This window comes from Pseudomonas lini (assembly GCF_030812475.1).
Classification (GTDB): Bacteria; Pseudomonadota; Gammaproteobacteria; order Pseudomonadales; family Pseudomonadaceae; genus Aquipseudomonas; species Aquipseudomonas lini_A.
In genome coordinates this window covers 63,944-85,703 of sequence record NZ_JAUSSR010000019.1, presented here as the reverse complement: position 1 = coordinate 85,703, position 21,760 = coordinate 63,944, and the positions used below count along the sequence as shown (strand labels likewise).

Genomic DNA, 21,760 nt, shown 5'->3' with positions numbered 1-21,760 from the left:
GGAGCGAAAAAAGGGGACACGCCTCATGCAATATTTTCGCGCGGCACCAAGGTCACCCAGTACCGGGTGCGCCTATGCACCTCCAGCGGCAAGCTGGCGGCCAGCAACGACAGGATGCGATCGGTGTCTTCAAGGCGGAAACTGCCGGTGACGCGCAGGGATTCGAGCGCCGGTTCCCAGCGCAACACGCCCGGGCGATAGCTGCTGAGTTCGCGCAGAAAATCCCCCAGGGGCTGGTTCTGCGCCATCAATACACCGTCTCGCCAACCGGGGGCCAGCACGTCGAAAGGCTCCACCGCACCGGCACCCGCCGCCAGCAGGCTGACTTGCTGGCCGGCGCGCAACGAAAAGACCGGGCCGCGCAACGGCTGCAACTGCACCGCGCCTTTAAGCACCGACACCCGGCACCCCGTCTGCCGCTGACGAACGCACACCTGCCCCTGACTGACGACCACTTGCCCGAACTGCGTCTGGACCGTCAGCGGCGAGGTTCCGGGTACGTTCAGCGCGATTTCGCCTTCGACCAGGGTCAGTCGCCGGTTCTGCAAATCGATGTCGACGGCACTCGCGGTGTTCAGCTGCAACGAACTGCCATCGGCCAGCTGGACCGTTTTGCCCTCCCCGGTCGCGGTTCGCAGGTCGGCGCGCCAGACATCCACCGGAAGCTGCCGGCTGATCAGCCAGGCGGCCGGCACCAACGCCACCGCCCCCACGGCGCGCTTGAGCACCTTGCGCCGGCTGGTCTGAGGTCGATCGAGGCTGGCCATGGCCAGTGTCGGCGGCAGGTCGGCAAAGCGTTGGCGCAACAGTTGGGCCTTCTGCCAGGCGTGTTCGTGACTGGGGTGGCTGTCACGCCAGTGCTGCAGATTGGCACGGTCACGGTCACTGGCGGCGCCTGATTCCATGAGTGCCAGCCATTGAGCGGCGGCTCGCACGACCTGGCGAGCTTCGGCCGAAGGGGGCGAACCTGTCACCATTCCACCAGCAGGCAATGTTCGTAGGCTTGGGCCATATAGCGCTTGATCGTGCGCTCGGAGACTTGCAGGCGCTCGCCGATCTCGGCATAACCCAGGCCTTCCAGCTGGCTCCAGAGAAAGGCCCGGCGCACCGCGACCGGCAAACCATCGAGCAATTCGTCCAGGGCTTGCAGCGCTTCCAGGAGCAACCAGCGCTGCTCCGGCGACGGCACACACTCCTCCGGCATCAGCATCAGGGCATCGAGGTAGGCCTGCTCGAGACTGCGACGCTTGTAGAAGTTGGCGAGCAGCCGCTTGCCGACGGTCGCCAGATAGGCGCGGGGTTCCTGCAGGTCGGCAATGCGCTGGGAGCTGGCAAGCACCCGCAGGAAGGTATCCTGGCTCAGGTCCGCCGCGTCGCTGCCGTTGCTCATGCGTCGCCTCAACCAGCTTTCGAGCCAGCCACGATGGTCGCGGTACAAGTCGTGGAAATGTTGCGCCGCCGGCATCGCTGCTTCACTCATGTCAAGGAACCCTGCGCAGAAAATATTTTAAATGCGACTCATTCTAATTAGTGTTGTGACCTCAATCCAAGCGTTTTATACGGTTTAGAGAAGGTGTTCATTGGATTACATGAACAAAAGACAGGCGCTTTAAGCTCGCAGCCCCCGACCGGGCAGGTCTGGGCACAGTTGAGCGCCGGCATGGAGAAAGACAGGATCATCGTGCCTAACGGATCAACGGGCACTAAGAGGTGAGGCGCCAGGAGGCGAATGCAGGAAAAAGCCAAATCGCAGATACAAAAAACCCCGGTCTTTCGACCAGGGTCTTTGCTATCGACTCGAATCAGACGCTGGCTTGCCAGCAATCTCCTTCGTAGCACCAAGGCGTTCAGTGGGCCTTGGAGCAGATATGGCGCAGCGGACGGGACTCGAACCCGCGACCCCCGGCGTGACAGGCCGGTATTCTAACCGACTGAACTACCGCTGCGTATCGCTTTGGACTTTCGCCCAAGTAACTCGTCTGACTGGAAAGCTTCGAGGCTTTTCAATCTCGGGCCAGGTGAAACCTGACTCGGAAATATGGCGCAGCGGACGGGACTCGAACCCGCGACCCCCGGCGTGACAGGCCGGTATTCTAACCGACTGAACTACCGCTGCGCGTCGGTGGAGGCATTTCAGCTTCCTTCCTGCTTTCGCAAGACTCTCAAGAAGTGGTGGGTGATGACGGGATCGAACCGCCGACATTCTGCTTGTAAGGCAGACGCTCTCCCAGCTGAGCTAATCACCCTTTGCTTCTCTGAGGCCGCGAAATTTACGCACCTAACGAAGCTAAGTCAATAGCCTGCTTGAAGTTTTTCTGAAAAAGTCCAAATCGTGTCATTTCGCAAGGTGATGGCATTACCCACAATCATCCTTTTGCAGACAGACCGCCTTCGCGAGCAAGCCCGCTCCCACAGTAGACCGCGCTTCTTCAGGCATACGCGGTCTACTGTGGGAGCGGGCTTGCTCGCGAAGGCGACGGCACATTCAACATCAATGCTGGGGACAACTCCCCCGCCCTACTACTCGCTATAAATCATCTTCTTGGTCATCCCGCCATCCACCACGAACTCCTGCCCCGTGACAAACCCGGCATTCCTCGACAGCAACCAAGCCACCATCGCCGCCACATCCTCGACCGTCCCTACCCTGCCCGCCGGATGCTGGGCATGGTCGGCGTCGGTCAAAGGCTGGGCACGACGCACCGACGGGTCCCGCGCATCGATCCAGCCCGGGCTGACCGCGTTGACGCGGATTTCCGGCCCGAGGCTGATCGCCAGGGCGTGCGTCAGGGCCAACAGGCCGCCCTTGCTCGCCGCGTAGGCCTCGGTGTCGGGTTCCGATTGCCCGGCGCGGGTCGAGGCCAGGTTGACGATCGCACCGCTGTGAGCGCGCAGGTACGGCGCACAGTGCTTGGCCAACAGCATCGGCCCGCTGAGGTTCACCGCCAGCACCCGGTTCCAGTACGCCAGGTCGAGGCTCTCGAGGGTGATGTTATGCGGATCGGCCACGGCCGCGTTGCACACCAGCGCGTCCAGGCGCCCGAACTGCCCCAGCACCTCGGCGACGCCCAGCGCCACCTGCCCTTCGTTGGAAACGTCCATGGCGATGAACCAGGCGTGGTCGCCCAGCACCTTCGCCACTTTCGAGCCCCGCACCCGGTCCAGGTCGGTCAGCACCACCTGCCAGCCTTCGCTGATCAGCCAGGCGGCGATGCCCAGGCCGATGCCGCGCGCCGCCCCGGTGACCAGGGCGACGCGGCCGTTGGTGCCCGTGCCCGGCGTCGACAATTGGATCACAGCGCAGCCAGGCCGCGCGCCAGATCGGCTTGCAGGTCTGCCACGTCTTCCAGGCCGACCGCGATGCGGATCAGGCTGTCACGGATGCCCGCGGCTTCACGCTCCTGCGGCGCCAGACGACCGTGGGAGGTGGTGCTCGGGTGAGTGATGGTGGTCTTGGTGTCGCCGAGGTTGGCGGTGATGGAAATCAGGCGCGTCGCATCGATAAAGCGCCAGGCGCCCTCTTTGCCGCCCTTGACCTCGAAGCTCACCACCGCGCCGAAGCCTTTCTGCTGACGCAAGGCCAGTTCGTGCTGCGGGTGGCTCTGGAGCCCGGCGTAATGGACTTTCTCGATACCGTCCTGCTGCTCCAGCCATTCGGCCAGTTGCTGGGCGTTGGCACAATGGGCCTTCATCCGCAGGCCGAGGGTTTCCAGGCCCTTGAGGAAAATCCAGGCGTTGAACGGGCTCAGGGTCGGCCCGGCAGTGCGCAGGAAACCGACCACTTCTTTCATCTGCTCGCTGCGACCGGCGACCACACCGCCCATGCAACGGCCCTGGCCGTCGATGAACTTGGTCGCCGAGTGCACGACGATGTCCGCCCCCAGCTTCAGCGGCTGCTGCAACGCCGGGGTACAGAAGCAGTTGTCCACCACCAGCATCGCGCCTTTGGCGTGAGCGATGTTCGACAGTTCAGCGATGTCCACCAGCTCCGCCAGCGGATTGGAGGGCGATTCGACGAACAGCAATCGGGTATTGGCCTTGATCGCCGCATCCCAACCGGACAGGTCCGCCAGGGGCACGTAATCGACTTCGATGCCGAAGCGCTTGAAGTACTTTTCGAACAGGCTGATGGTCGAGCCGAATACGCTGCGCGACACCAGCACATGATCGCCGGCGCTGCACAGGCTCATCACCACGGCCATGATCGCGGCCATGCCGGTCGCCGTGGCCACCGCCTGCTCGGCGCTTTCCAGCGCGGCGATGCGCTCTTCGAACGCGCGCACGGTCGGGTTGGTGTAGCGCGAGTAGACGTTGCCCGGCACTTCCCCGGCAAAGCGTGCCGCCGCATCGGCAGCGGTACGGAACACGTAGCTGGACGTGAAGAACATCGGATCACCGTGTTCCGCTTCCGGCGTGCGGTGCTGACCGGCGCGGACGGCCAGGGTATCGAACGCTACGCCTTCGAGGTCGCTGTCCAGCCGACCGGCATCCCAATCCTGACTCATGCCGCCACTCCTTGATTCATTACTCTAATAAAGACACGCAGCATCTGTAGGAGCGAGCTTGCTCGCGAAGAACTCAAGGGCGGCGCGTTGATTCAGGCTAGCCGCGTTATCGTTGACGTCCATCGCGAGCAAGCTCGCTCCTACAGTGGCCAGCCACGAGGTTGTTTGTTAATCAGTTGTTGTACAGATCGATGATCGCACTGACCGCCTGGGTCTTGACCTTGGAGGCATCGTTACGGGCCTGCTCGATCTTGTCCAGGTAAGCCTCGTCGACGTCACCGGTCACGTACTGGCCGTCGAACACCGCGCAATCGAACTTCTCGATCTTGATCTTGCCGCCACCGACCGCTTCGATCAAGTCAGGCAGATCCTGATAGATCAACCAGTCGGCGCCGATCAGGTCAGCCACGTCCTGGGTCGAACGGTTGTGGGCGATCAGCTCGTGAGCGCTCGGCATGTCGATACCGTAGACGTTCGGATAGCGCACAGCCGGTGCCGCGGAGCAGAAGTAGACGTTCTTGGCGCCGGCTTCGCGCGCCATCTGGATGATCTGCTTGCAGGTGGTGCCGCGAACGATCGAGTCGTCCACCAGCATCACGTTCTTGCCGCGGAATTCCAGCTCGATGGCGTTGAGCTTCTGGCGTACGGATTTTTTCCGTGCCGCCTGGCCCGGCATGATGAAGGTCCGGCCGATGTAGCGGTTCTTCACGAAGCCTTCGCGGAATTTCACGCCCAGGTGGTTCGCCAGCTCCAGGGCCGCGGTGCGGCTGGTGTCGGGGATCGGGATGACCACATCGATGTCGTGATCCGGACGCTCGCGCAGGATTTTGTCGGCGAGTTTCTCGCCCATGCGCAGGCGCGCCTTGTACACCGAGACGCCGTCGATGATCGAGTCCGGACGCGCCAGGTAGACGTGTTCGAAGATGCACGGGGTCAGGGACGGGTTGGTCGCGCACTGACGGGTGTGCAGCTTGCCGTCTTCAGTGATGTAGACCGCTTCGCCCGGCGCGAGGTCGCGAATCAGGGTGAAACCGAGCACGTCCAGGGACACGCTTTCGGAGGCGATCATGTACTCGACGCCTTCGTCGGTGTGACGCTGGCCGAAGACGATCGGGCGGATGCCGTGCGGGTCGCGGAAACCGACGATGCCGTAGCCGGTGATCATCGCCACGACCGCGTAGCCGCCGACGCAACGGTTGTGCACGTCAGTGACCGCAGCGAAGACGTCTTCTTCGGTCGGCTGCAGCTTGCCGCGCTGGGCCAGCTCGTGGGCGAACACGTTGAGCAGCACTTCCGAATCGGAATTGGTGTTGACGTGGCGCAGGTCAGATTCGTAAATCTCCTTGGCCAGCTGTTCAACGTTGGTCAGGTTACCGTTATGCGCCAGGGTGATGCCGTAAGGCGAGTTGACGTAAAACGGTTGGGCTTCGGCCGAAGTCGAGCTGCCCGCGGTCGGGTAACGCACATGGCCAATGCCCATGTGGCCGACCAGGCGCTGCATGTGACGCTGATGAAACACGTCACGTACCAGGCCATTGTCCTTGCGCAGGAATAACCGGCCATCATGGCTGGTCACGATACCGGCAGCGTCCTGGCCGCGGTGCTGGAGGACGGTTAGCGCGTCATACAGCGCCTGATTGACGTTCGACTTACCGACGATACCGACGATGCCACACATGCGACGCAACCCCTACTTAATGGATCTGAACTGAACACCACTCACTGAGGCGTTTTGGCCGTCGGCAAGAGGTGCTCCTTGAACGGTATCTCAGCGGGTACGCTGATACCGCTGGCCAGCCACTGACTGCTCCACCCGAGAATCAGGTTTTTGGACCAGTCCGCGACCAATAAAAACTTTGGCACGAGTTGCGATTGCTTCCACCACTCGTCCTGCTGTACCGGCCCCAGGCTCAACAGCCCGACCGCCACGACCACCAGCAACACGCCACGCGCGGCGCCGAAGGCCATGCCGAGGAATCGATCGGTCCCGGACAACCCGGTGACGCGAACCAACTCGCCGATAAGATAATTGATCATTGCGCCTACGATCAGCGTGGCGACAAACATGATGGCACAGCCCGTGATCACACGAGCCGATGGCGTTTCGATGTACCCGACGAGGTATTCGGACAGTGCACCACCGAACAACCAGGCGACGACTCCTGCGATGATCCAGGTCACCAGCGATAATGCTTCCTTGACGAAGCCGCGGCTCAGACTGATCAATGCGGAGATGGCGACGATTGCAACGATCGCCCAATCAACCCAGGTAAATGGCACAGTGCAGCCTACAGACGGATAAGGCGGCGCATTTTAGCAGAGCCCATGCTTATCGGTAAGCTGCGATTGTCCGTGCATTTCAAATCGGCGCGATAGTTTTAACCCCGTTCCGGCTGGAAACGCACCACGAAGCCCTTGAGGTTCTGCTGGCGACCCAACAAGTCACGCAGGCGATCGGCTTCCGCGCGCTCGATCAGCGGCCCGACAAACACCCGATTCTTGCCGTCGGCCGTGCGGATATAGGCGTTGTAGCCCTGGCTGCGGAGTTTTTTCTGCAGGCTTTCCGCGCTGGCCCGGTTCGCCAGGCTGGCCACTTGAACCGACCAGCTGACCGACAGGCCGTTGGCATCGACCCGGCTCTGGGTGGTATCGGGTTTGCCCGAGGCACCCGGCCCGGCCGTAATCGGCTGGGACGGGGCAGTGGTCGGCCGGGTCATCGGCACCGGGGCTGGAGGCGGCGTGACCGGCTTGGCGGCCGGTGCCGGCGCCACGGGCGCACTCGGTGCAATCGGCGTCGACGGCTGTTCCTGCCGGGCGATTTCTTCGTCGCTCGGCACCGGCTCCTGCGGCAAGGCTTGCGGCTCGGGCACCACCACCGGCTCGACCTGCACTTGCGGCACCGCAGGGGCTTGCGGGGCCGCCGGCGCTTCGACCGTCACCTGACGCTGTTCATCCTGGCGGGAGAACAGCATCGGCAGGAAAATCACCGCCAGGGCCACCAGGACCAGGGCGCCCACCATGCGCTGTTTGTATGCCTTATCCAGCAATGCCATTTGCCGCGTCCTCCGTGGATCGCCGGGCCAGCCACTGCAAGGCCTCGGCGACACAATAAAATGATCCGAACAACAGAATCTCGTCGTCGCTCGTCGCCAGTGCACACTGCCCTTCCAGGGCGGCGGCCACACTGTCATAAGACGTTACCGACGCACCGAGGTTCTGTAACGCCTGTTGCAATTCGCCGACCGGTCGCGCACGCGGCGAATCCAGCGGGGCGACGGCCCAATGCTCGACACTGGCATTCAATTCGCCGACGACACCCTGCAGATCCTTGTCCGCCAGCAAGCCGAACACCGCCAGGCGCTTGCCCACCGGCGGCTGGCTGGCCAGGCGCCGGGCCAGATACTCGGCCGCATGCGGATTGTGCCCCACATCCAGCAACAGGTTCAGGCGCTTGCCCTGCCAGTCGAACTGGCGGCGATCGAGACGACCGACCACCCGCGTCGTTTTCAGGGCCGCCTTGATCTGCGCATCCACCCAGGGCAGACCGAGCAGCAGATAGGCTTGCAACGCCAGTGCGGCGTTTTCCATCGGCAGATCGAGCAGCGGCAGATCACGCAGTTCGACCACCTGCCCTTGCGCGTCAAGACCGCGCCATTGCCAGGCGTGATCGGTCACGCCCAGGTCAAAATCGCGGCCACGCAGGAAAAACGGGCAATTGAGCTCGCGCGCCTTGTCCAGCAGGATTTGTGGAGGATTCAGGTCGCCACAGAGCGCAGGCGCGCCCTGGCGGAAGATACCGGCCTTTTCAAAGGCCACGGACTCACGGGTGTCCCCCAGATAGTCCGCATGATCGACGCCAATGCTGGTCACCAGCGCCATGTCGGCATCCACCACATTGACCGTGTCCAGACGCCCGCCCAGCCCGACTTCCAGCACCACCGCATCGAGCCCGGCCTGTTGAAACAGCCAGAATGCCGCCAGGGTGCCCATTTCGAAGTAGGTCAGGGAGGTGTCGCCACGACCGGCCTCGACGGCCGCGAAGGCCTGGCACAGCTCGGCGTCGGTGGCTTCGACGCCATTGACCTGCACCCGCTCGTTGTATCGCAGCAGGTGTGGCGAATTGTAGACGCCGACGTTCAGGCCCTGCGCCCGCAGCAACGACGCCACGAATGCACAGGTGGAACCCTTGCCGTTGGTGCCGGTGACCGTGATCACCCGAGGCGCCGGCTTGCCCAGTCCCATGCGGGACGCTACCTGTTGCGAGCGCGCAAGGCCCATGTCGATGGCCGAAGGGTGCAATTGCTCGAGGTAGGCGAGCCATTCGCCAAGGGTACGTTGGGTCATATGTTGGCAGGCACCGGTGGAATAACGATCGGTTCAACAGGCGCGGCGACGAATTCAGGCGTCGGCAGGCCCATCATTTGTGCCAGCAGGTTGCCCAGGCGCGGACGCAGCTCCTGGCGGTGGATGATCATGTCGATCGCGCCGTGCTCCAGCAGGAACTCGCTGCGCTGGAAGCCTTCCGGCAGTTTTTCCCGCACGGTCTGCTCGATCACGCGCGGGCCGGCAAAGCCGATCAGGGCTTTCGGCTCGCCGACGATCACGTCGCCGAGCATCGCCAGGCTGGCGGACACGCCGCCGTAGACCGGGTCGGTCAATACGGAGATGAACGGAATGCCTTCTTCGCGCAGACGCGCCAGTACCGCGGAGGTCTTGGCCATTTGCATCAGCGAGATCAGGGCTTCCTGCATCCGCGCACCACCGGAGGCGGCGAAGCAGATCATCGGGCAACGGTGTTCCAGCGCATAGTTGGCGGCGCGAACGAAGCGCTCACCGACGATCGCGCCCATCGAACCGCCCATGAAGGAGAATTCGAAGGCCGAGACCACCACCGGCATGCCCAGCAGGGTGCCGCTCATGGAGATCAGTGCGTCTTTTTCGCCGGTCTGCTTCTGGGCAGCGGTCAGGCGATCCTTGTACTTCTTGCCGTCGCGGAATTTCAGACGGTCGACCGGTTCCAGGTCCGCACCCAGTTCGGCACGGCCTTCAACGTCGAGGAAAATGTCGATGCGCGCGCGGGCGCTGATACGCATGTGGTGGTTGCACTTGGGGCAAACGTCCAGGGTCTTTTCCAGCTCCGGACGATACAGCACAGCCTCGCAAGACGGGCATTTGTGCCACAGACCTTCAGGCACCGAGCTCTTCTTGACCTCGGAACGCATGATCGAAGGGATCAGTTTGTCTACTAACCAGTTGCTCATGCTTTCTTTCTCCAGTACCGGCGGCCCGAACGCTTTGGTTCGCAGCCCCGCGTATGCCCTTGAGCTAAATTCATATGTGCGGCGATGATCGATGGATTGCCACGGTCAGTGCGAGACAAGACCTGCGCGCAACCCAAAACATCCTCAGCCATGCCTGCTTTGTGCAAGTGCAGTTATGGACGGCGGCAGTCTGCCAGCCGTCACATCAACGGGCTACCGCGTACAGCCTTGATGAACGCTTGAATCTTCGTGTGATCCTTGATTCCCTTGCTCGCTTCGACCCCGCCGCTGACATCCACGGCATAAGGCCGAACCCGGGCGATGGCCTCGGCGACGTTGTCCGGCGTCAAGCCGCCCGCCAGGATAATCGGTTTGCTCAAGCCTTGCGGTATCAGAGACCAGTCGAACGCTTCCCCGGTTCCGCCCGGTACGCCTTCGACGTAGGCATCCAGCAGGATCCCGCTGGCGCCCGGGAATGCATCGCAAGCCGCCGCGATGTCATCCCCGGCCTTGACCCGCAGCGCCTTGATATACGGACGATGCCAGCCTTCGCAATCGGCCGCGGTTTCGTCGCCATGGAACTGCAACAGATCCAGCGGCACGGCGTCGAGGATTTCCCCCAACTCGCAGCGGCTGGCGTTGACGAACAGGCCTACGGTGGTCACGAACGGCGGCAGCGCCTTGATGATCGAACGCGCCTGCTCGAACGTCACAGCCCGCGGGCTTTTGGCGTAGAACACAAACCCGAGGGCATCGGCTCCAGCCTCGACCGCGGCCAACGCATCTTCCATGCGGGTAATCCCGCAAATCTTGCTGCGAACGGACGACATGTCGATACAACCCCACGGTAAATCCGAGAAAGTCCCGGATGGTAACAAAAGCGTTCGCAGGCGTCAGCCGTCAAGTTCCGAGAAGCCGGTCAAGAAGTGCGGCCCGATGTAACGCTCGGGCAATTGGAACTCGTCGCGGTACTCGACCTGCACCAGGTATAAGCCGAACGGATGCGCCGTGACCCCGCCAGAGCGGCGAATGCGGCTTTCCAGGACTTCTTTCATCCACTCCACCGGGCGCTCGCCGGCACCGATGGTCATCAGTACGCCGGCGATGTTGCGCACCATATGGTGCAGGAAAGCACTGGCGCGGATGTCCAGCACGATCATCTTGCCGTGACGGGTGACACGCAAGTGATGCAATTCCTTGATCGGCGACTTGGCCTGGCACTGACCGGCGCGGAAAGCGCTGAAGTCGTGGGTGCCGACCAGGTATCGGGCCGCCTCGGCCATGCGCTCGACGTCGAGCGGACGGTGGTTCCAGGTGATTTCATCGTTCAGGTGCGCCGGACGGATCTGATCGTTGTAGATCACGTAGCGATAGCGTCGGGCGATGGCCTTGAAGCGCGCATGGAAATGCGCCGGCATGACCTTGGCCCAGCTGACGCTGACGTCATGGGGCAAGTTGATGTTGGCGCCCATGACCCAGGCTTTCATCGAGCGCTCGACCTGCGTGTCGAAGTGCACCACCTGACCGCAGGCATGCACGCCGGCATCGGTGCGCCCGGCGCAGAGCAGCGACACCGGGGAGTCGGCGACTTTGGAGAGAGCCTTTTCGAGGGTTTCCTGCACGGTGAGCACGCCGGAAGCCTGGCGCTGCCAGCCGCGATAGCGCGAGCCCTTGTATTCAACGCCCAACGCGATCCGGAAAAAGCCGTCGGCCGCCATTTCGGCGGCCGGATTATCTATATTTGCCAAGGAGTGACAGCCTGCTGATGTGCGCAAAGGCGGGCATTATAAGGCGGCGGCTCCGGGACGCCAGTGCGACCGTTGATACTGTGTTGGATGTACCGGCCCCTTCGCGAGCAGGCTCGCTCCCACATTGGATCGGGGTACCGCATTATTTGTGTCCGGCCCCAATCCCTGTGGGAGCGAGCCTGCTCGCGAAAGCGGTCTGACAGACGCCATCGCATCACTTGCCATAAACAAAAACGGCAGCCCCAATAGGCTGCCGCTCTGTTCAAGCCTTATCGATCAATCAAGCCAGACGCGAAAGCAGTTCCTTGGCTTCTACCTTCTGGCCCGCATCACCCTCGGTCACCACCTCATTGAGGATGTCCCGCGCGCCATCGGCATCGCCCATGTCGATGTAGGCCTGGGCCAGATCGAGCTTGGTGGCGACTTCGTCGGTGCCGGACAGGAAGTCGAATTCCGGTTCGTCATCCGCCGAGGCCAAGGCATCTTCCGCGGTGAAGGTCGGCTCGCCCAGGCTCCGGGACAGAGGATCCAGTTCGGCATCGACATCATCGAGCTCGGTTGCAAAGGCGTCCGGAGCGGCAGCAGTGTCCATTTCATCGGCCAGCGACAGGTCGAAGTCGGCCGGCAACTCGAGATCGTCCGGCACCATTTGCGCAGCGGACGGCGTTGAAGCAACAGAGGGATCCTTGCCCTCGTCATCCAGATTCAGAAGGAAATCGTCTTCGGCCAGAATCGCCGGCGAAGTCTCGCCACCGAGGTCCATATCCAGATCGAAGTCCGACAGGTCGTCGAGGTTTTCCCTGGCTTCAGTCTGCTGTTGCAACACCGACTCAAAGCTCAGGTCATCATCCGCTGGAAAATCCTCCAGTTCGGCCACAGCCTCCGGTGCCGGTACAACCGGAGTCGCCGCAGGAGTTTGTGGTTCATCGAGGTTCAGATCGAAGGCACTGTCGAAGTCATCGGACGCCACTGGCGTCGCCGCAGGAGTTTGTGGTTCATCCAGGTTCAGATCGATGGCACTGTCGAAGTCATCGGACGCCACTGGCGTCGCCGCAGGAGTTTGTGGTTCATCCAGGTTCAGATCGAAGGCACTGTCGAAGTCATCGGGCACCGCTGCCGCCGCCGCAGGACTTTGTGGCTCATCCAGGCTCAGGTCGAAAGCACTGTCGAAGTCATCGGGCACCGCTGGCGCCGCCGCAGGACGTTGTGGTTCATCCAGGTTCAGATTGAAGGCATGGTCGAAATCATCGGGCACCACTGGCGCCTGCGGTTCGTCCAGCAACAACTCCCTGACATATTGCGCGTCCAGTTCGGCAGCCATGGAGGCAGCGGCGATACCGCCGGCGGCTGCGAGGGCCATGGCCGGGAAGCGGTGTTTCAACTGTTCGACCCGGGCAAAGTTTTCGCCATTGGCCACCAGCTGGCGTTCCTGGGCGACAAAGGCGGTACGGTTGCCCTGCTGGCCGTAGACTTCCATCAACTTCAGACGCAGGTCACTGCGTTGCGGTTCGAACTGGATGCTTTCTTCGAGCAGCGCGGCGGCCTGATTCAAGCGACCGGCGGCATAATGCGTATGCGCCTTGCGCAGCACATCGTCATCGTGGCGATCGACGGCGGGCGATACCAGCGGCGCGGCAATCGGCGGCGTGACCACGACTGGAGCAATCACCGGAGCGGGTGCACGGGCAGGTACCGGCGCTGAAACTTGCACAGGCGTTGGCGTTGGCGTTGAAACTTGCACAGGCGCTGGCGCGGTATCGAGCTTCACGCTCGGCGGTGGCACTTCCAGGCCTTCGAAGCTGTCTTCCGACAGGTCCTGTTCGGCAGGGTTTTGCTGCTCTTCGGCCAGTTCCCGGGCCATGCGCACGTGTTTCTCGGCTTCTTGCTGCGCTTTGCGACGGCGAGCCAGCAACAGCAGCAACAACAGAAACACCACGGCCCCGCCACCCACCAGCCCCAGCAGCACCGGATTGGTCAGTAGCTCGTTGAATTTTTGCTCGTCGGACGTTACCGGCGCTGGCTCCACTGGCGTTTCGGCCGGTGCCGCGGTGGTCTCGGTTGCCGCCGGCGCTGCTTCGGCTGCAGGCGCAGGTGTTGCCGCATCTGCTTGCCCGGGCGCTGTCGCATCCGCTTGCCCAGGCGCTGCCGCAGGATTGGCCGCCAGTTCGGCGGAGATTGCCCCAGCGACCGTTGTATCGGCCGGAGCGTCGGCGGCGCCTTCGGCCTGCAACTTGGCCAATTGATTGTTCTTCAACTCGATCAGGCGTTGCAGCTTGTCCAGCTGACTTTGCAGATCGGTCATGCGGCTTTTCAGTTCCTCGTTGTCACGACGGGTCGTGTCGAGGCTTTCCTGGGTCACTGCCAGCTTGTTGTTCAAGGCCTTGGCGTCGCCTGCGGCACCTTTGCCACCGGCCTTGCCGGTCTCGGCGGACACCAGGCTCAAATTGTCCCTGGCGGCCTGCCCGGTCGCGCCATCGCCACGGGGGCGGTTAGTGGCATCGAGCTGCTGCTGCCCTGCCCCGGTCTTTGGCACATAACGCCGACCCTGACGCCACGCCGTATTCTGCGCGGCCACTTCGGCAATGGCTTTGTGCTGCGGCAGATTGGTGCTTTGGGCCTGATCCGGTAGCCGCAAGACCTGACCAGTCTTGAGTCGGTTTATGTTGCCGCCGATAAAGGCATCCGGGTTCAGTGCCTGGATGGCCAGCATGGTTTGCTGGACCGAGCCGCCGTTACGCGCCTTCGCCGCAATTTCCCACAGGGTATCCCGTGGCGTGGTGGTGTATTGGCCTGGCTCGGTGGCACCGGTCACGGGGGCGGTGACGGTGGACGTCGGCGCCGGCTGCGCAGCCGCATCGGCAGTTTGCGGCGAGAACTTGGATGGATCGAGCAGCACGCTGTAGTCGCGCAGCAGGCGACCGTTGGGCCACATGACCTGAACCAGGAATTTCACCATCGGTTCGGACAGGGGCTTGCTGGACGTCACACGCAGGACGCTTTTACCGCTGGGGTTGAGCACGGGGGTGAAGCTCAGGTCGTTGAGAAACGCCTGGCGGTCGACCCCGGCCTTGGCGAAATCTTCCGGCGAAGCCAGGCTCGGCACCACGTCGCCAGCGGTGAGTTCCTTGACGTCGAGCAATTCGATTTCCGCCACCAGCGGCTGGTCCGGCGTCGATTTCAGGGTCAGTTCCCCAAGCCCGAGCGCATGCGCCACACCGGAGGACAGCGCCGAGGCGGCCGCTATTGCTAACACCAGTTTGCGAACTTGAACCATAGCCTCATCCTTTGTTTGAACATTCCTCGGCCAGCGAGAAGGTGTTGATAGTCGCTGCCGCAAGGCATTGCGCGCGGCAACGAGGAGTCGTCGCGCGCGATCGTTTCATTCATGCAGGGGAAAGCCCCGCAGGGTGGCTCGCCTTCAGCATTCCGGACCAAGCATAGCGTTGGCTGGAACCCTTGGAAAAATTGTTGCCAAGTATCTTTTACACAAGTTGTTTTATCAACAATTCAGCCACCTGCACAGCGTTGAGCGCTGCGCCTTTGCGCACGTTATCTGACGTCAGCCACACATTTAGTTCCGACAGGTCGTCGATTCCATGGCGAACCCGACCAACGTAGACCACGTCCTGCCCTACCGCATCGCCGACCGCCGTCGGATAATCGCCCGCTTCCACCAGCTCGATGCCCGGGGCGTCTTCCAGGGCGGCGTTGACTTTCCCCAGGTCGATGTCGCTCGCCGACTGCAAGGTCACACTGAAGCTATCGCCAAAAAACACCGGGGCTTGAATGCACGTGACGGAAATCTTCAAGGCAGGCAGGGCCATGACCTGGCGCAGCTCGCGCACCAGGCGTTTTTCCAGCAGGGTATGACCTTGCTCATCCGGCTTGCCGACTTGCGCCAGCAGGTTGAAGGCCATTTGCCGATCAAAGAACGTCGGCTCCAGCGGACGTACGTTGAGCAGTTCGGCGGTCTGCCGGGCCAGCTCGGTCACGGCTTCGCGACCCTGGGCAGAAACCGCCAAGGCAGCAGTCAAGTGGATGCGTTGCAGGTCGAGCAAACCGAGCAACGGCGCCAGCACCACGGCCAGCGTGGTGGCCGACGGGCTGGGGCTGCTGACCTGGAAGGGTTTTTTCAAACCGGCCAGCACCTGGGCATTGGCTTCCGGCACCACCTGCGGAGCCTGATCGGCCGGCAAGGCGCCGGACAGGTCGATCAGCGAGCAACCGGCGGCGGTGGCGCGCGAGGCGAAACTGAGGGTAACCGCCGGGCCGGCGGCGAAGAACACCAGCTGGACCTTGCCGAAGTCGAACTCATCGACTTCCCGCACCCGCACGTTCTTGCCGCGAAACGGCACCGAATGCCCGGCGGATTCGCTGCTGGCCAGCAAGTGCAGGTTACCGACCGGGAAGTCGCGCTCTTCGAGAATCTGCACCAGCGTTTCGCCGACAGTACCGGTGGCGCCGATCACGGCAATATCAAAGGACTGGCTCATTGTTTTACCTCTGGCGAAACGGGGGGAGCGGCACTTTACCGGGTGGGTGGCGTGCAGGCAATTGGGCGAGGATATGCGGCGCCTGTCCCGGCCTCTTCGCTGGCAAGCCAGCTCCTACAGGGTTGTGTGCAATCTCAGAATTTGTGCATGACCTCTGGCCTCTTCGCTGGCAAGCCAGCTCCTACGGGGTTGTGTGCGGTTGCAAGGTTGGCGCATGACCTGTAGGAGCTGGCTTGCCAGCGAAGGGGCCCGCCCAGGCAACCCATCAACCCCAGTCTGCCAAAAACAAAAAAACCCGCACCTCTTTCAAGGCGCGGGTTTTTTGTTTATTTCAACCGATCAACGCTCGAGCAGAATCCGCAGCATGCGACGCAGCGGTTCGGCCGCGCCCCACAGCAGCTGGTCGCCGACGGTGAAAGCACCGACGAACTGCGAACCCATGTTCAGCTTGCGCAGACGGCCCACCGGAATGTTCAGGGTGCCGGTGACCTTGGTCGGGCTCAGCTCCTGCATGCTGATGTCACGGCTGTTCGGTACCAGCTTGACCCATGGGTTGTGCTGGCTGATCAGCCCTTCGATATCGGCGATCGGCACGTCTTTGTTCAGCTTGATGGTCAGCGCCTGGCTGTGGCAGCGCATGGCGCCGATGCGCACGCAGATGCCGTCCACCGGGATCGGGTTCTTGAAGCGACCGAGGATCTTGTTCGTCTCGGCCTGGGCCTTCCATTCTTCGCGGCTCTGGCCGTTCGGCAGTTCCTTGTCGATCCACGGGATCAGGCTGCCGGCCAGCGGTACGCCGAAGTTTTCTGTCGGGTACGCGTCGCTGCGCATGGCTTCGGCCACGCGACGGTCGATGTCGAGGATCGCGCTGGCCGGGTCGGCCAGTTGATCGGCGACAGCGCCGTGGGTCACACCCATCTGCTTGATCAGTTCACGCATGTGCTGCGCGCCGCCACCGGAGGCCGCCTGATAGGTCATGGCGCTCATCCACTCCACCAGACCGGCTTCGAACAGACCGCCCAGGCCCATCAGCATCAGACTGACGGTGCAATTGCCGCCGATGTAGTTCTTGGTGCCCGCGTCGAGCTGCTGGTCGATGACCTTGCGGTTCACCGGGTCCAGCACGATCACCGCGTCATCCTGCATGCGCAGGCTGGAAGCGGCGTCGATCCAGTAGCCCTGCCAGCCGGCTTCGCGCAGTTTCGGGAAGACTTCGCTGGTGTAGTCGCCACCCTGGCACGTCAGAATCACGTCGAGGGTCTTCAGCTCTTCAATGCTGTAAGCGTCCTTGAGCGGAGCAATGTCCTTGCCCACGGACGGGCCTTGGCCACCGACATTGGAAGTGGTGAAAAACACCGGCTCGATAAGATCGAAATCCTGCTCTTCCAGCATCCGCTGCATGAGCACGGAACCGACCATACCGCGCCAACCGATCAGACCTACACGTTTCATCGCAACTACACCTTCTTGAAAAGTGGGCCGCTGCTTTCAAGTGTGAAAGTTGCAGCGGGCCCGAGAGATTACAGATTCCGCAGCGCGGCGACTACTGCGTCGCCCATTTCCTGCGTCCCGACTTTAGTGCAACCGGCCGACCAGATGTCGCCGGTGCGCAGACCCTGGTCCAGAACCAGGCTCACCGCTTTTTCGATGGCATTGGCGGCATCCTGCTGATTGAAGCTGTAGCGCAGCATCATCGACACAGACAAAATGGTCGCCAGCGGGTTGGCAATGCCCTGGCCCGCGATGTCCGGCGCCGAACCATGGCACGGCTCGTACATGCCCTTGTTGTGGGTGTCCAGCGACGCCGACGGCAGCATGCCGATCGAGCCGGTGAGCATCGACGCCTGGTCGGACAGGATGTCGCCGAACATGTTGTCGGTGACGATCACGTCGAACTGCTTCGGTGCACGAACCAGCTGCATCGCGGCATTATCGACGTACATGTGGCTCAGTTCGACTTCAGGATAGTCCTTGGCCACTTCCTCGACGATTTCACGCCACAGCTGGCTGGACGCCAATACGTTGGCCTTGTCCACCGAGCACAGTTTCTTGCCACGGACCATGGCCATGTCGAAGCCGACACGGGCGATGCGGCGGATTTCGCTCTCGCTGTACGGCAGGGTGTCGTAGGACTGACGCTCGCCGTTTTCCAGGGTGCGGGTGCCACGTGGCGCGCCGAAGTAGATGCCGCCGGTCAGTTCGCGAACGATCAGGATGTCCAGACCGGAAACGATTTCCGCTTTCAGGCTGGAAGCCTCGGCCAGTTGCGGGTACAGGATCGCCGGGCGCAGGTTGCCGAACAGGCCCAGTTGCGCACGGATCTTCAGCAGGCCGCGCTCAGGGCGGATGTCACGTTCGATGGCATCCCATTTCGGACCGCCGACGGCGCCCAGCAGCACCGCGTCGGCCGCGCGGGCACGCTCCAGGGTTTCGTCGGCCAATGGCACGCCGTGTTTGTCGATGGCGGCGCCGCCGATCACGTCGTGGCTCAGCTCGAAGCCCAGACTGTACTTGTCGTTGGCCAGTTCCAGCACCTTGACCGCTTCGGCCATGATTTCCGGACCAATACCGTCGCCTGGGAGAATCAGAATCTGCTTGCTCATGCTTTCCTCATGTCATCAGTCGGTGCGCCCTTGGGCGCGCCCGGAAAAATTCTATCGCTTGGCGGCTATCGTTCCGCGGCTATTGTTCAGAGCTTATCGTTCAGCCATCAGCACCAGCACATCGGTACTGAACGAACCATCGGCCTCAATCTCGAAATATTCGCGTACTTCGTTGCCCATCGACTGCTGCAACTCGCGGATCGCCGCGCGCATCACCGGCGGCGTGCGCATGCGCTCGACCCAGCTGTGGTATTCCAGGCGCAAGCGTTGGCGCGTGGTGCTGCGGGTATGCAACCCCGCTTCGCTGACCTGGCGCAACCACTCGCCCGCAGAATAATCGCGCACGTGGCTGGTGTCGCGCAGCACTTCGACGCTTTGCAGGTAAGTGTCGAACAGCGGGCTGCCCGGTGACAACACGTCGACGAACGCCGCCACACCGCCCGGCTTCAGCACCCGACGCACCTCGCGCAGCGCCAGGCCGAGGTCGCTCCAATGGTGCGCCGAATAACGGCTGAACACGAAATCGAACTCGCCATCGGCGAACGGCAGGCGTTCGGCGGCGCCGTTGACCGTGGCGACGTTGCCCAGGCCGCGGTCGACAGCGGCGGCTGCGACCACGTCGAGCATCTGCTGGGACAGGTCGTAGGCCACCACTTCCTTGACCAGCGAGGCCACGTGGAAACTCACGTGACCGGCGCCGCAACCCAGGTCCAGCACCCGGGCATCACCACGCCCTGCCAGTTCAGCCTGCAGCAGGGCGAATTCGGTGCCTTGAGCGTGAACGGCGCTGCTCAGGTAGGCGGCGGCCTGTTCACCGAATTGCTTTTGGACTACCTGGCTGTGCTGGGCGGTGTTGGTCATGGGGACTTCCTTTGGGGGGTGAGTCTTGTGGTGTCTTCGCGGGCCTCTTCGCTGGCAAGCCAGCTCCTACAGGGTTTTGTGAACACCACAGAACCCCTGTAGGAGCTGGCTTGCCTGCGAAGGCGGCATCACGCCTTACGCAATATCACGCATCACGAAACAACCAAGGCTGGCTAGCCCGATGCCTGGCTTCAAACGTCGCAATCGCCTCATGGTCCATCAACGTCAGACCGATATCGTCCAGCCCATTGAGCAGGCAATGCTTGCGGAACGCGTCGATCTCAAAGCGCAACACCTTGCCATCCGGACGGGTCACGGTCTGGGCTTGCAGATCTATCTGCAACTGGTAGCCAGGATTCGCTTCAACCTGCTGGAACAGCTCATCGACTTCAGCGTCGCTCAGGATGATCGGCAACAAGCCGTTCTTGAAGCTGTTGTTGAAGAAGATGTCGGCATAGCTCGGCGCGATGATGCTGCGGAAACCGTACTCTTCCAGCGCCCACGGCGCGTGTTCACGGCTGGAACCGCAACCGAAGTTCTCACGGGCCAGCAACACGCTGGCGCCTTGGTAACGCTCGGCGTTGAGCACGAAGTCCTTGTTCAACGGGCGCTTGGAGTTGTCCTGATACGGCTGCCCCACATCCAGGTAGCGCCATTCATCGAACAGGTTCGGGCCGAAACCGGTGCGCTTGATCGACTTCAAGAACTGCTTCGGGATGATCTGGTCGGTATCGACGTTGGCACGATCCAAAGGCGCGACAAGACCCGTGTGCTGAGTAAAAGCTTTCATGCTGCGCTCCTTAGATCAATTCACGGACGTCGACAAAACGACCGTTCACAGCGGCGGCGGCGGCCATGGCCGGGCTCACCAGGTGGGTACGACCACCGGCACCCTGACGGCCTTCGAAGTTACGGTTGGAGGTCGAGGCGCAATGCTCGCCGGACTCCAGACGGTCCGGGTTCATCGCCAGGCACATCGAGCAGCCCGGCTCGCGCCATTCGAAACCGGCCTCGAGGAAAATCTTGTCCAGGCCTTCCGATTCGGCCTGCGCCTTGACCAGGCCCGAGCCCGGCACCACGATGGCCTGCTTGATGGTCGACGCCACTTTGCGGCCCTTGGCGATCACTGCCGCCGCACGCAGGTCTTCGATCCGCGAGTTGGTGCAGGAGCCGATGAAAACACGGTCCAGCTGGATGTCGGTGATCGCCTGATTGGCGGTCAAGCCCATGTACTTCAAGGCGCGTTCGATGGAACCGCGCTTGACCAGGTCCATTTCCTTGGCAGGATCCGGAACGTTCTGGTCGACCGCCAAGACCATCTCAGGCGAGGTGCCCCAGCTGACCTGCGGCTTGATCTGGGTTGCGTCGAGCTCGATCACCGTGTCGAACACGGCATCGGCGTCGGACACCAGGTCTTTCCAGGCTTCGACAGCCAGGTCCCATTCCGCGCCTTTCGGCGCAAATGGACGGCCCTTGACGTATTCCACGGTCTTTTCGTCCGCCGCCACCAGGCCGACGCGCGCACCGGCCTCGATCGACATGTTGCAGATGGTCATGCGGCCTTCGACGGACAGGTCGCGAATCGCGCTACCGGCGAACTCGATGGCATGGCCGTTACCGCCGGCGGTGCCGATCTTGCCGATCACGGCGAGGACGATGTCCTTGGCAGTCACGCCGAATGGCAGCTTGCCTTCGACCTCTACCCGCATGTTCTTCATTTTCTTTGCGACCAGGCACTGGGTGGCGAGCACGTGCTCGACCTCGGAGGTGCCGATACCGTGCGCCAACGCGCCAAACGCGCCATGGGTCGAGGTATGGGAGTCGCCGCAGACCACGGTCATGCCCGGCAAGGTCGCGCCCTGCTCCGGGCCGATGACGTGGACGATGCCCTGGCGCACGTCATTCATCTTGAATTCGACGATGCCGTACTCGTCACAGTTATCGTCGAGGGTCTGCACCTGCAGGCGCGAGACTTCGTCGGCGATGGCGTCGATGCCGCCCTTGCGCTCCGGTGTGGTCGGTACGTTGTGGTCCGGGGTCGCGATGTTGGCATCGATGCGCCAAGGCTTGCGCCCGGCCAGGCGCAGGCCTTCGAAGGCTTGCGGCGAGGTCACTTCATGGATGATGTGACGATCGATGTAGATCAGCGCAGAGCCATCGTCGCGCTGCTTGACCAAGTGCGAATCCCAGAGCTTGTCGTAGAGCGTTTTGCCGGCCATCAGACGGTTTCCTCATCAGCTTGTTTCTATGCCCCGGGCATCGAACGGTTCAATAACCCTTTGGCTTGTG

Annotated in this window: 18 protein-coding genes and 3 tRNA genes; all 21 read right to left on the bottom strand. The window is 62.3% G+C overall.

The window, feature by feature from the left end; all coding sequences use genetic code 11:
• Positions 1–23: 23 nt before the first annotated feature.
• The 21 genes from J2W17_RS28395 to leuC all read right to left on the bottom strand — a co-directional run bounded on the left by J2W17_RS28395 (position 24) and on the right by leuC (position 21,690).
• Positions 24–977 (bottom strand): FecR domain-containing protein, encoded by a 954-nt coding sequence (locus tag J2W17_RS28395; RefSeq protein ID WP_307342745.1) that lies wholly within the window; start codon positions 975–977, stop codon positions 24–26.
• Entirely contained in the window at positions 971–1,480 is a 510-nt protein-coding gene (locus J2W17_RS28390; protein WP_307342741.1) for a sigma-70 family RNA polymerase sigma factor, read from the bottom strand. Before J2W17_RS28390 ends, J2W17_RS28395 begins: the two co-directional genes overlap by 7 nt.
• A 389-nt stretch (positions 1,481–1,869) precedes the next feature.
• Positions 1,870–1,946, bottom strand: a tRNA-Asp gene (locus J2W17_RS28385).
• Positions 1,947–2,039: 93 nt separating this feature from the next.
• Positions 2,040–2,116 (bottom strand) — tRNA-Asp (locus J2W17_RS28380).
• Positions 2,117–2,170: 54 nt separating this feature from the next.
• Positions 2,171–2,246, bottom strand: a tRNA-Val gene (locus J2W17_RS28375).
• Between the two features lie 274 nt (positions 2,247–2,520).
• Complete coding sequence (locus tag J2W17_RS28370) at positions 2,521–3,297, bottom strand: SDR family oxidoreductase (protein ID WP_307342738.1); 777 nt, start codon at positions 3,295–3,297, stop codon at positions 2,521–2,523.
• On the bottom strand, positions 3,294–4,505 hold the full coding sequence (locus J2W17_RS28365) for an O-succinylhomoserine sulfhydrylase (protein ID WP_154993912.1): 1,212 nt from the start codon (positions 4,503–4,505) through the stop codon (positions 3,294–3,296). The genes J2W17_RS28370 and J2W17_RS28365 overlap by 4 nt, the downstream gene beginning before the upstream one ends.
• 172 nt (positions 4,506–4,677) lie before the next feature.
• Positions 4,678–6,183 carry an amidophosphoribosyltransferase gene (purF, locus tag J2W17_RS28360; RefSeq protein ID WP_307342733.1) on the bottom strand — a complete coding sequence of 502 codons (1,506 nt, stop codon included), beginning with the start codon at positions 6,181–6,183 and terminating at the stop codon, positions 4,678–4,680.
• A 41-nt stretch (positions 6,184–6,224) separates the two neighbouring features.
• Positions 6,225–6,785 (bottom strand): CvpA family protein, encoded by a 561-nt coding sequence (locus J2W17_RS28355; RefSeq protein ID WP_064676838.1) that lies wholly within the window; start codon positions 6,783–6,785, stop codon positions 6,225–6,227.
• A 98-nt stretch (positions 6,786–6,883) separates the two neighbouring features.
• Entirely contained in the window at positions 6,884–7,558 is a 675-nt protein-coding gene (locus J2W17_RS28350; RefSeq protein ID WP_307342729.1) for an SPOR domain-containing protein, read from the bottom strand.
• Positions 7,542–8,849 carry a bifunctional tetrahydrofolate synthase/dihydrofolate synthase gene (folC, locus tag J2W17_RS28345; protein WP_307342724.1) on the bottom strand — a complete coding sequence of 436 codons (1,308 nt, stop codon included), beginning with the start codon at positions 8,847–8,849 and terminating at the stop codon, positions 7,542–7,544. Before folC ends, J2W17_RS28350 begins: the two co-directional genes overlap by 17 nt.
• Entirely contained in the window at positions 8,846–9,766 is a 921-nt protein-coding gene (gene accD, locus J2W17_RS28340) for an acetyl-CoA carboxylase, carboxyltransferase subunit beta (protein ID WP_307342721.1), read from the bottom strand. The genes folC and accD overlap by 4 nt, the downstream gene beginning before the upstream one ends.
• 200 nt (positions 9,767–9,966) lie before the next feature.
• Entirely contained in the window at positions 9,967–10,596 is a 630-nt protein-coding gene (locus J2W17_RS28335; RefSeq protein WP_307342717.1) for a phosphoribosylanthranilate isomerase, read from the bottom strand.
• Between the two features lie 63 nt (positions 10,597–10,659).
• The gene (truA, locus tag J2W17_RS28330) at positions 10,660–11,484 is read right to left on the bottom strand and encodes a tRNA pseudouridine(38-40) synthase TruA (RefSeq protein WP_307342816.1); all 825 of its coding nucleotides are present in this window, start codon (positions 11,482–11,484) and stop codon (positions 10,660–10,662) included.
• A gap of 310 nt (positions 11,485–11,794) precedes the next feature.
• Complete coding sequence (locus J2W17_RS28325; protein WP_307342714.1) at positions 11,795–14,788, bottom strand: FimV/HubP family polar landmark protein; 2,994 nt, start codon at positions 14,786–14,788, stop codon at positions 11,795–11,797.
• A gap of 208 nt (positions 14,789–14,996) precedes the next feature.
• On the bottom strand, positions 14,997–16,007 hold the full coding sequence (locus J2W17_RS28320) for an aspartate-semialdehyde dehydrogenase (protein ID WP_307342711.1): 1,011 nt from the start codon (positions 16,005–16,007) through the stop codon (positions 14,997–14,999).
• A 339-nt stretch (positions 16,008–16,346) separates the two neighbouring features.
• Positions 16,347–17,459: an aspartate-semialdehyde dehydrogenase gene (gene asd, locus J2W17_RS28315; RefSeq protein ID WP_307342708.1), complete on the bottom strand. Its 1,113-nt coding sequence runs from the start codon at positions 17,457–17,459 to the stop codon at positions 16,347–16,349.
• A gap of 68 nt (positions 17,460–17,527) precedes the next feature.
• Positions 17,528–18,610, bottom strand: coding sequence for a 3-isopropylmalate dehydrogenase (gene leuB / locus J2W17_RS28310; RefSeq protein WP_307342705.1), 1,083 nt, complete (start codon positions 18,608–18,610; stop codon positions 17,528–17,530).
• 93 nt (positions 18,611–18,703) lie between these two features.
• On the bottom strand, positions 18,704–19,471 hold the full coding sequence (locus J2W17_RS28305) for a class I SAM-dependent methyltransferase (protein ID WP_307342703.1): 768 nt from the start codon (positions 19,469–19,471) through the stop codon (positions 18,704–18,706).
• Positions 19,472–19,616: 145 nt separating this feature from the next.
• Complete coding sequence (gene leuD / locus J2W17_RS28300) at positions 19,617–20,261, bottom strand: 3-isopropylmalate dehydratase small subunit (RefSeq protein ID WP_307342700.1); 645 nt, start codon at positions 20,259–20,261, stop codon at positions 19,617–19,619.
• A 10-nt stretch (positions 20,262–20,271) separates the two neighbouring features.
• Complete coding sequence (leuC, locus tag J2W17_RS28295; RefSeq protein ID WP_307342697.1) at positions 20,272–21,690, bottom strand: 3-isopropylmalate dehydratase large subunit; 1,419 nt, start codon at positions 21,688–21,690, stop codon at positions 20,272–20,274.
• Positions 21,691–21,760 lie beyond the last annotated feature (70 nt).

Excerpts from the sequence above, each read along its gene's own strand:
- J2W17_RS28395 (WP_307342745.1), bottom strand. The coding sequence starts at position 977 with ATGGTGACAGGTTCGCCCCCTTCGGCCGAAGCTCGCCAGGTCGTGCGA.
- J2W17_RS28390 (WP_307342741.1), bottom strand. The coding sequence starts at position 1,480 with ATGAGTGAAGCAGCGATGCCGGCGGCGCAACATTTCCACGACTTGTAC.
- J2W17_RS28365 (WP_154993912.1), bottom strand. The coding sequence starts at position 4,505 with ATGAGTCAGGATTGGGATGCCGGTCGGCTGGACAGCGACCTCGAAGGC.
- purF (WP_307342733.1), bottom strand. The coding sequence starts at position 6,183 with ATGTGTGGCATCGTCGGTATCGTCGGTAAGTCGAACGTCAATCAGGCG.
- J2W17_RS28350 (WP_307342729.1), bottom strand. The coding sequence starts at position 7,558 with ATGGCATTGCTGGATAAGGCATACAAACAGCGCATGGTGGGCGCCCTG.
- folC (WP_307342724.1), bottom strand. The coding sequence starts at position 8,849 with ATGACCCAACGTACCCTTGGCGAATGGCTCGCCTACCTCGAGCAATTG.
- accD (WP_307342721.1), bottom strand. The coding sequence starts at position 9,766 with ATGAGCAACTGGTTAGTAGACAAACTGATCCCTTCGATCATGCGTTCC.
- J2W17_RS28335 (WP_307342717.1), bottom strand. The coding sequence starts at position 10,596 with ATGTCGTCCGTTCGCAGCAAGATTTGCGGGATTACCCGCATGGAAGAT.
- truA (WP_307342816.1), bottom strand. The coding sequence starts at position 11,484 with ATGGCGGCCGACGGCTTTTTCCGGATCGCGTTGGGCGTTGAATACAAG.
- J2W17_RS28325 (WP_307342714.1), bottom strand. The coding sequence starts at position 14,788 with ATGGTTCAAGTTCGCAAACTGGTGTTAGCAATAGCGGCCGCCTCGGCG.
- J2W17_RS28320 (WP_307342711.1), bottom strand. The coding sequence starts at position 16,007 with ATGAGCCAGTCCTTTGATATTGCCGTGATCGGCGCCACCGGTACTGTC.
- asd (WP_307342708.1), bottom strand. The coding sequence starts at position 17,459 with ATGAAACGTGTAGGTCTGATCGGTTGGCGCGGTATGGTCGGTTCCGTG.
- leuB (WP_307342705.1), bottom strand. The coding sequence starts at position 18,610 with ATGAGCAAGCAGATTCTGATTCTCCCAGGCGACGGTATTGGTCCGGAA.
- J2W17_RS28305 (WP_307342703.1), bottom strand. The coding sequence starts at position 19,471 with ATGACCAACACCGCCCAGCACAGCCAGGTAGTCCAAAAGCAATTCGGT.
- leuD (WP_307342700.1), bottom strand. The coding sequence starts at position 20,261 with ATGAAAGCTTTTACTCAGCACACGGGTCTTGTCGCGCCTTTGGATCGT.
- leuC (WP_307342697.1), bottom strand. The coding sequence starts at position 21,690 with ATGGCCGGCAAAACGCTCTACGACAAGCTCTGGGATTCGCACTTGGTC.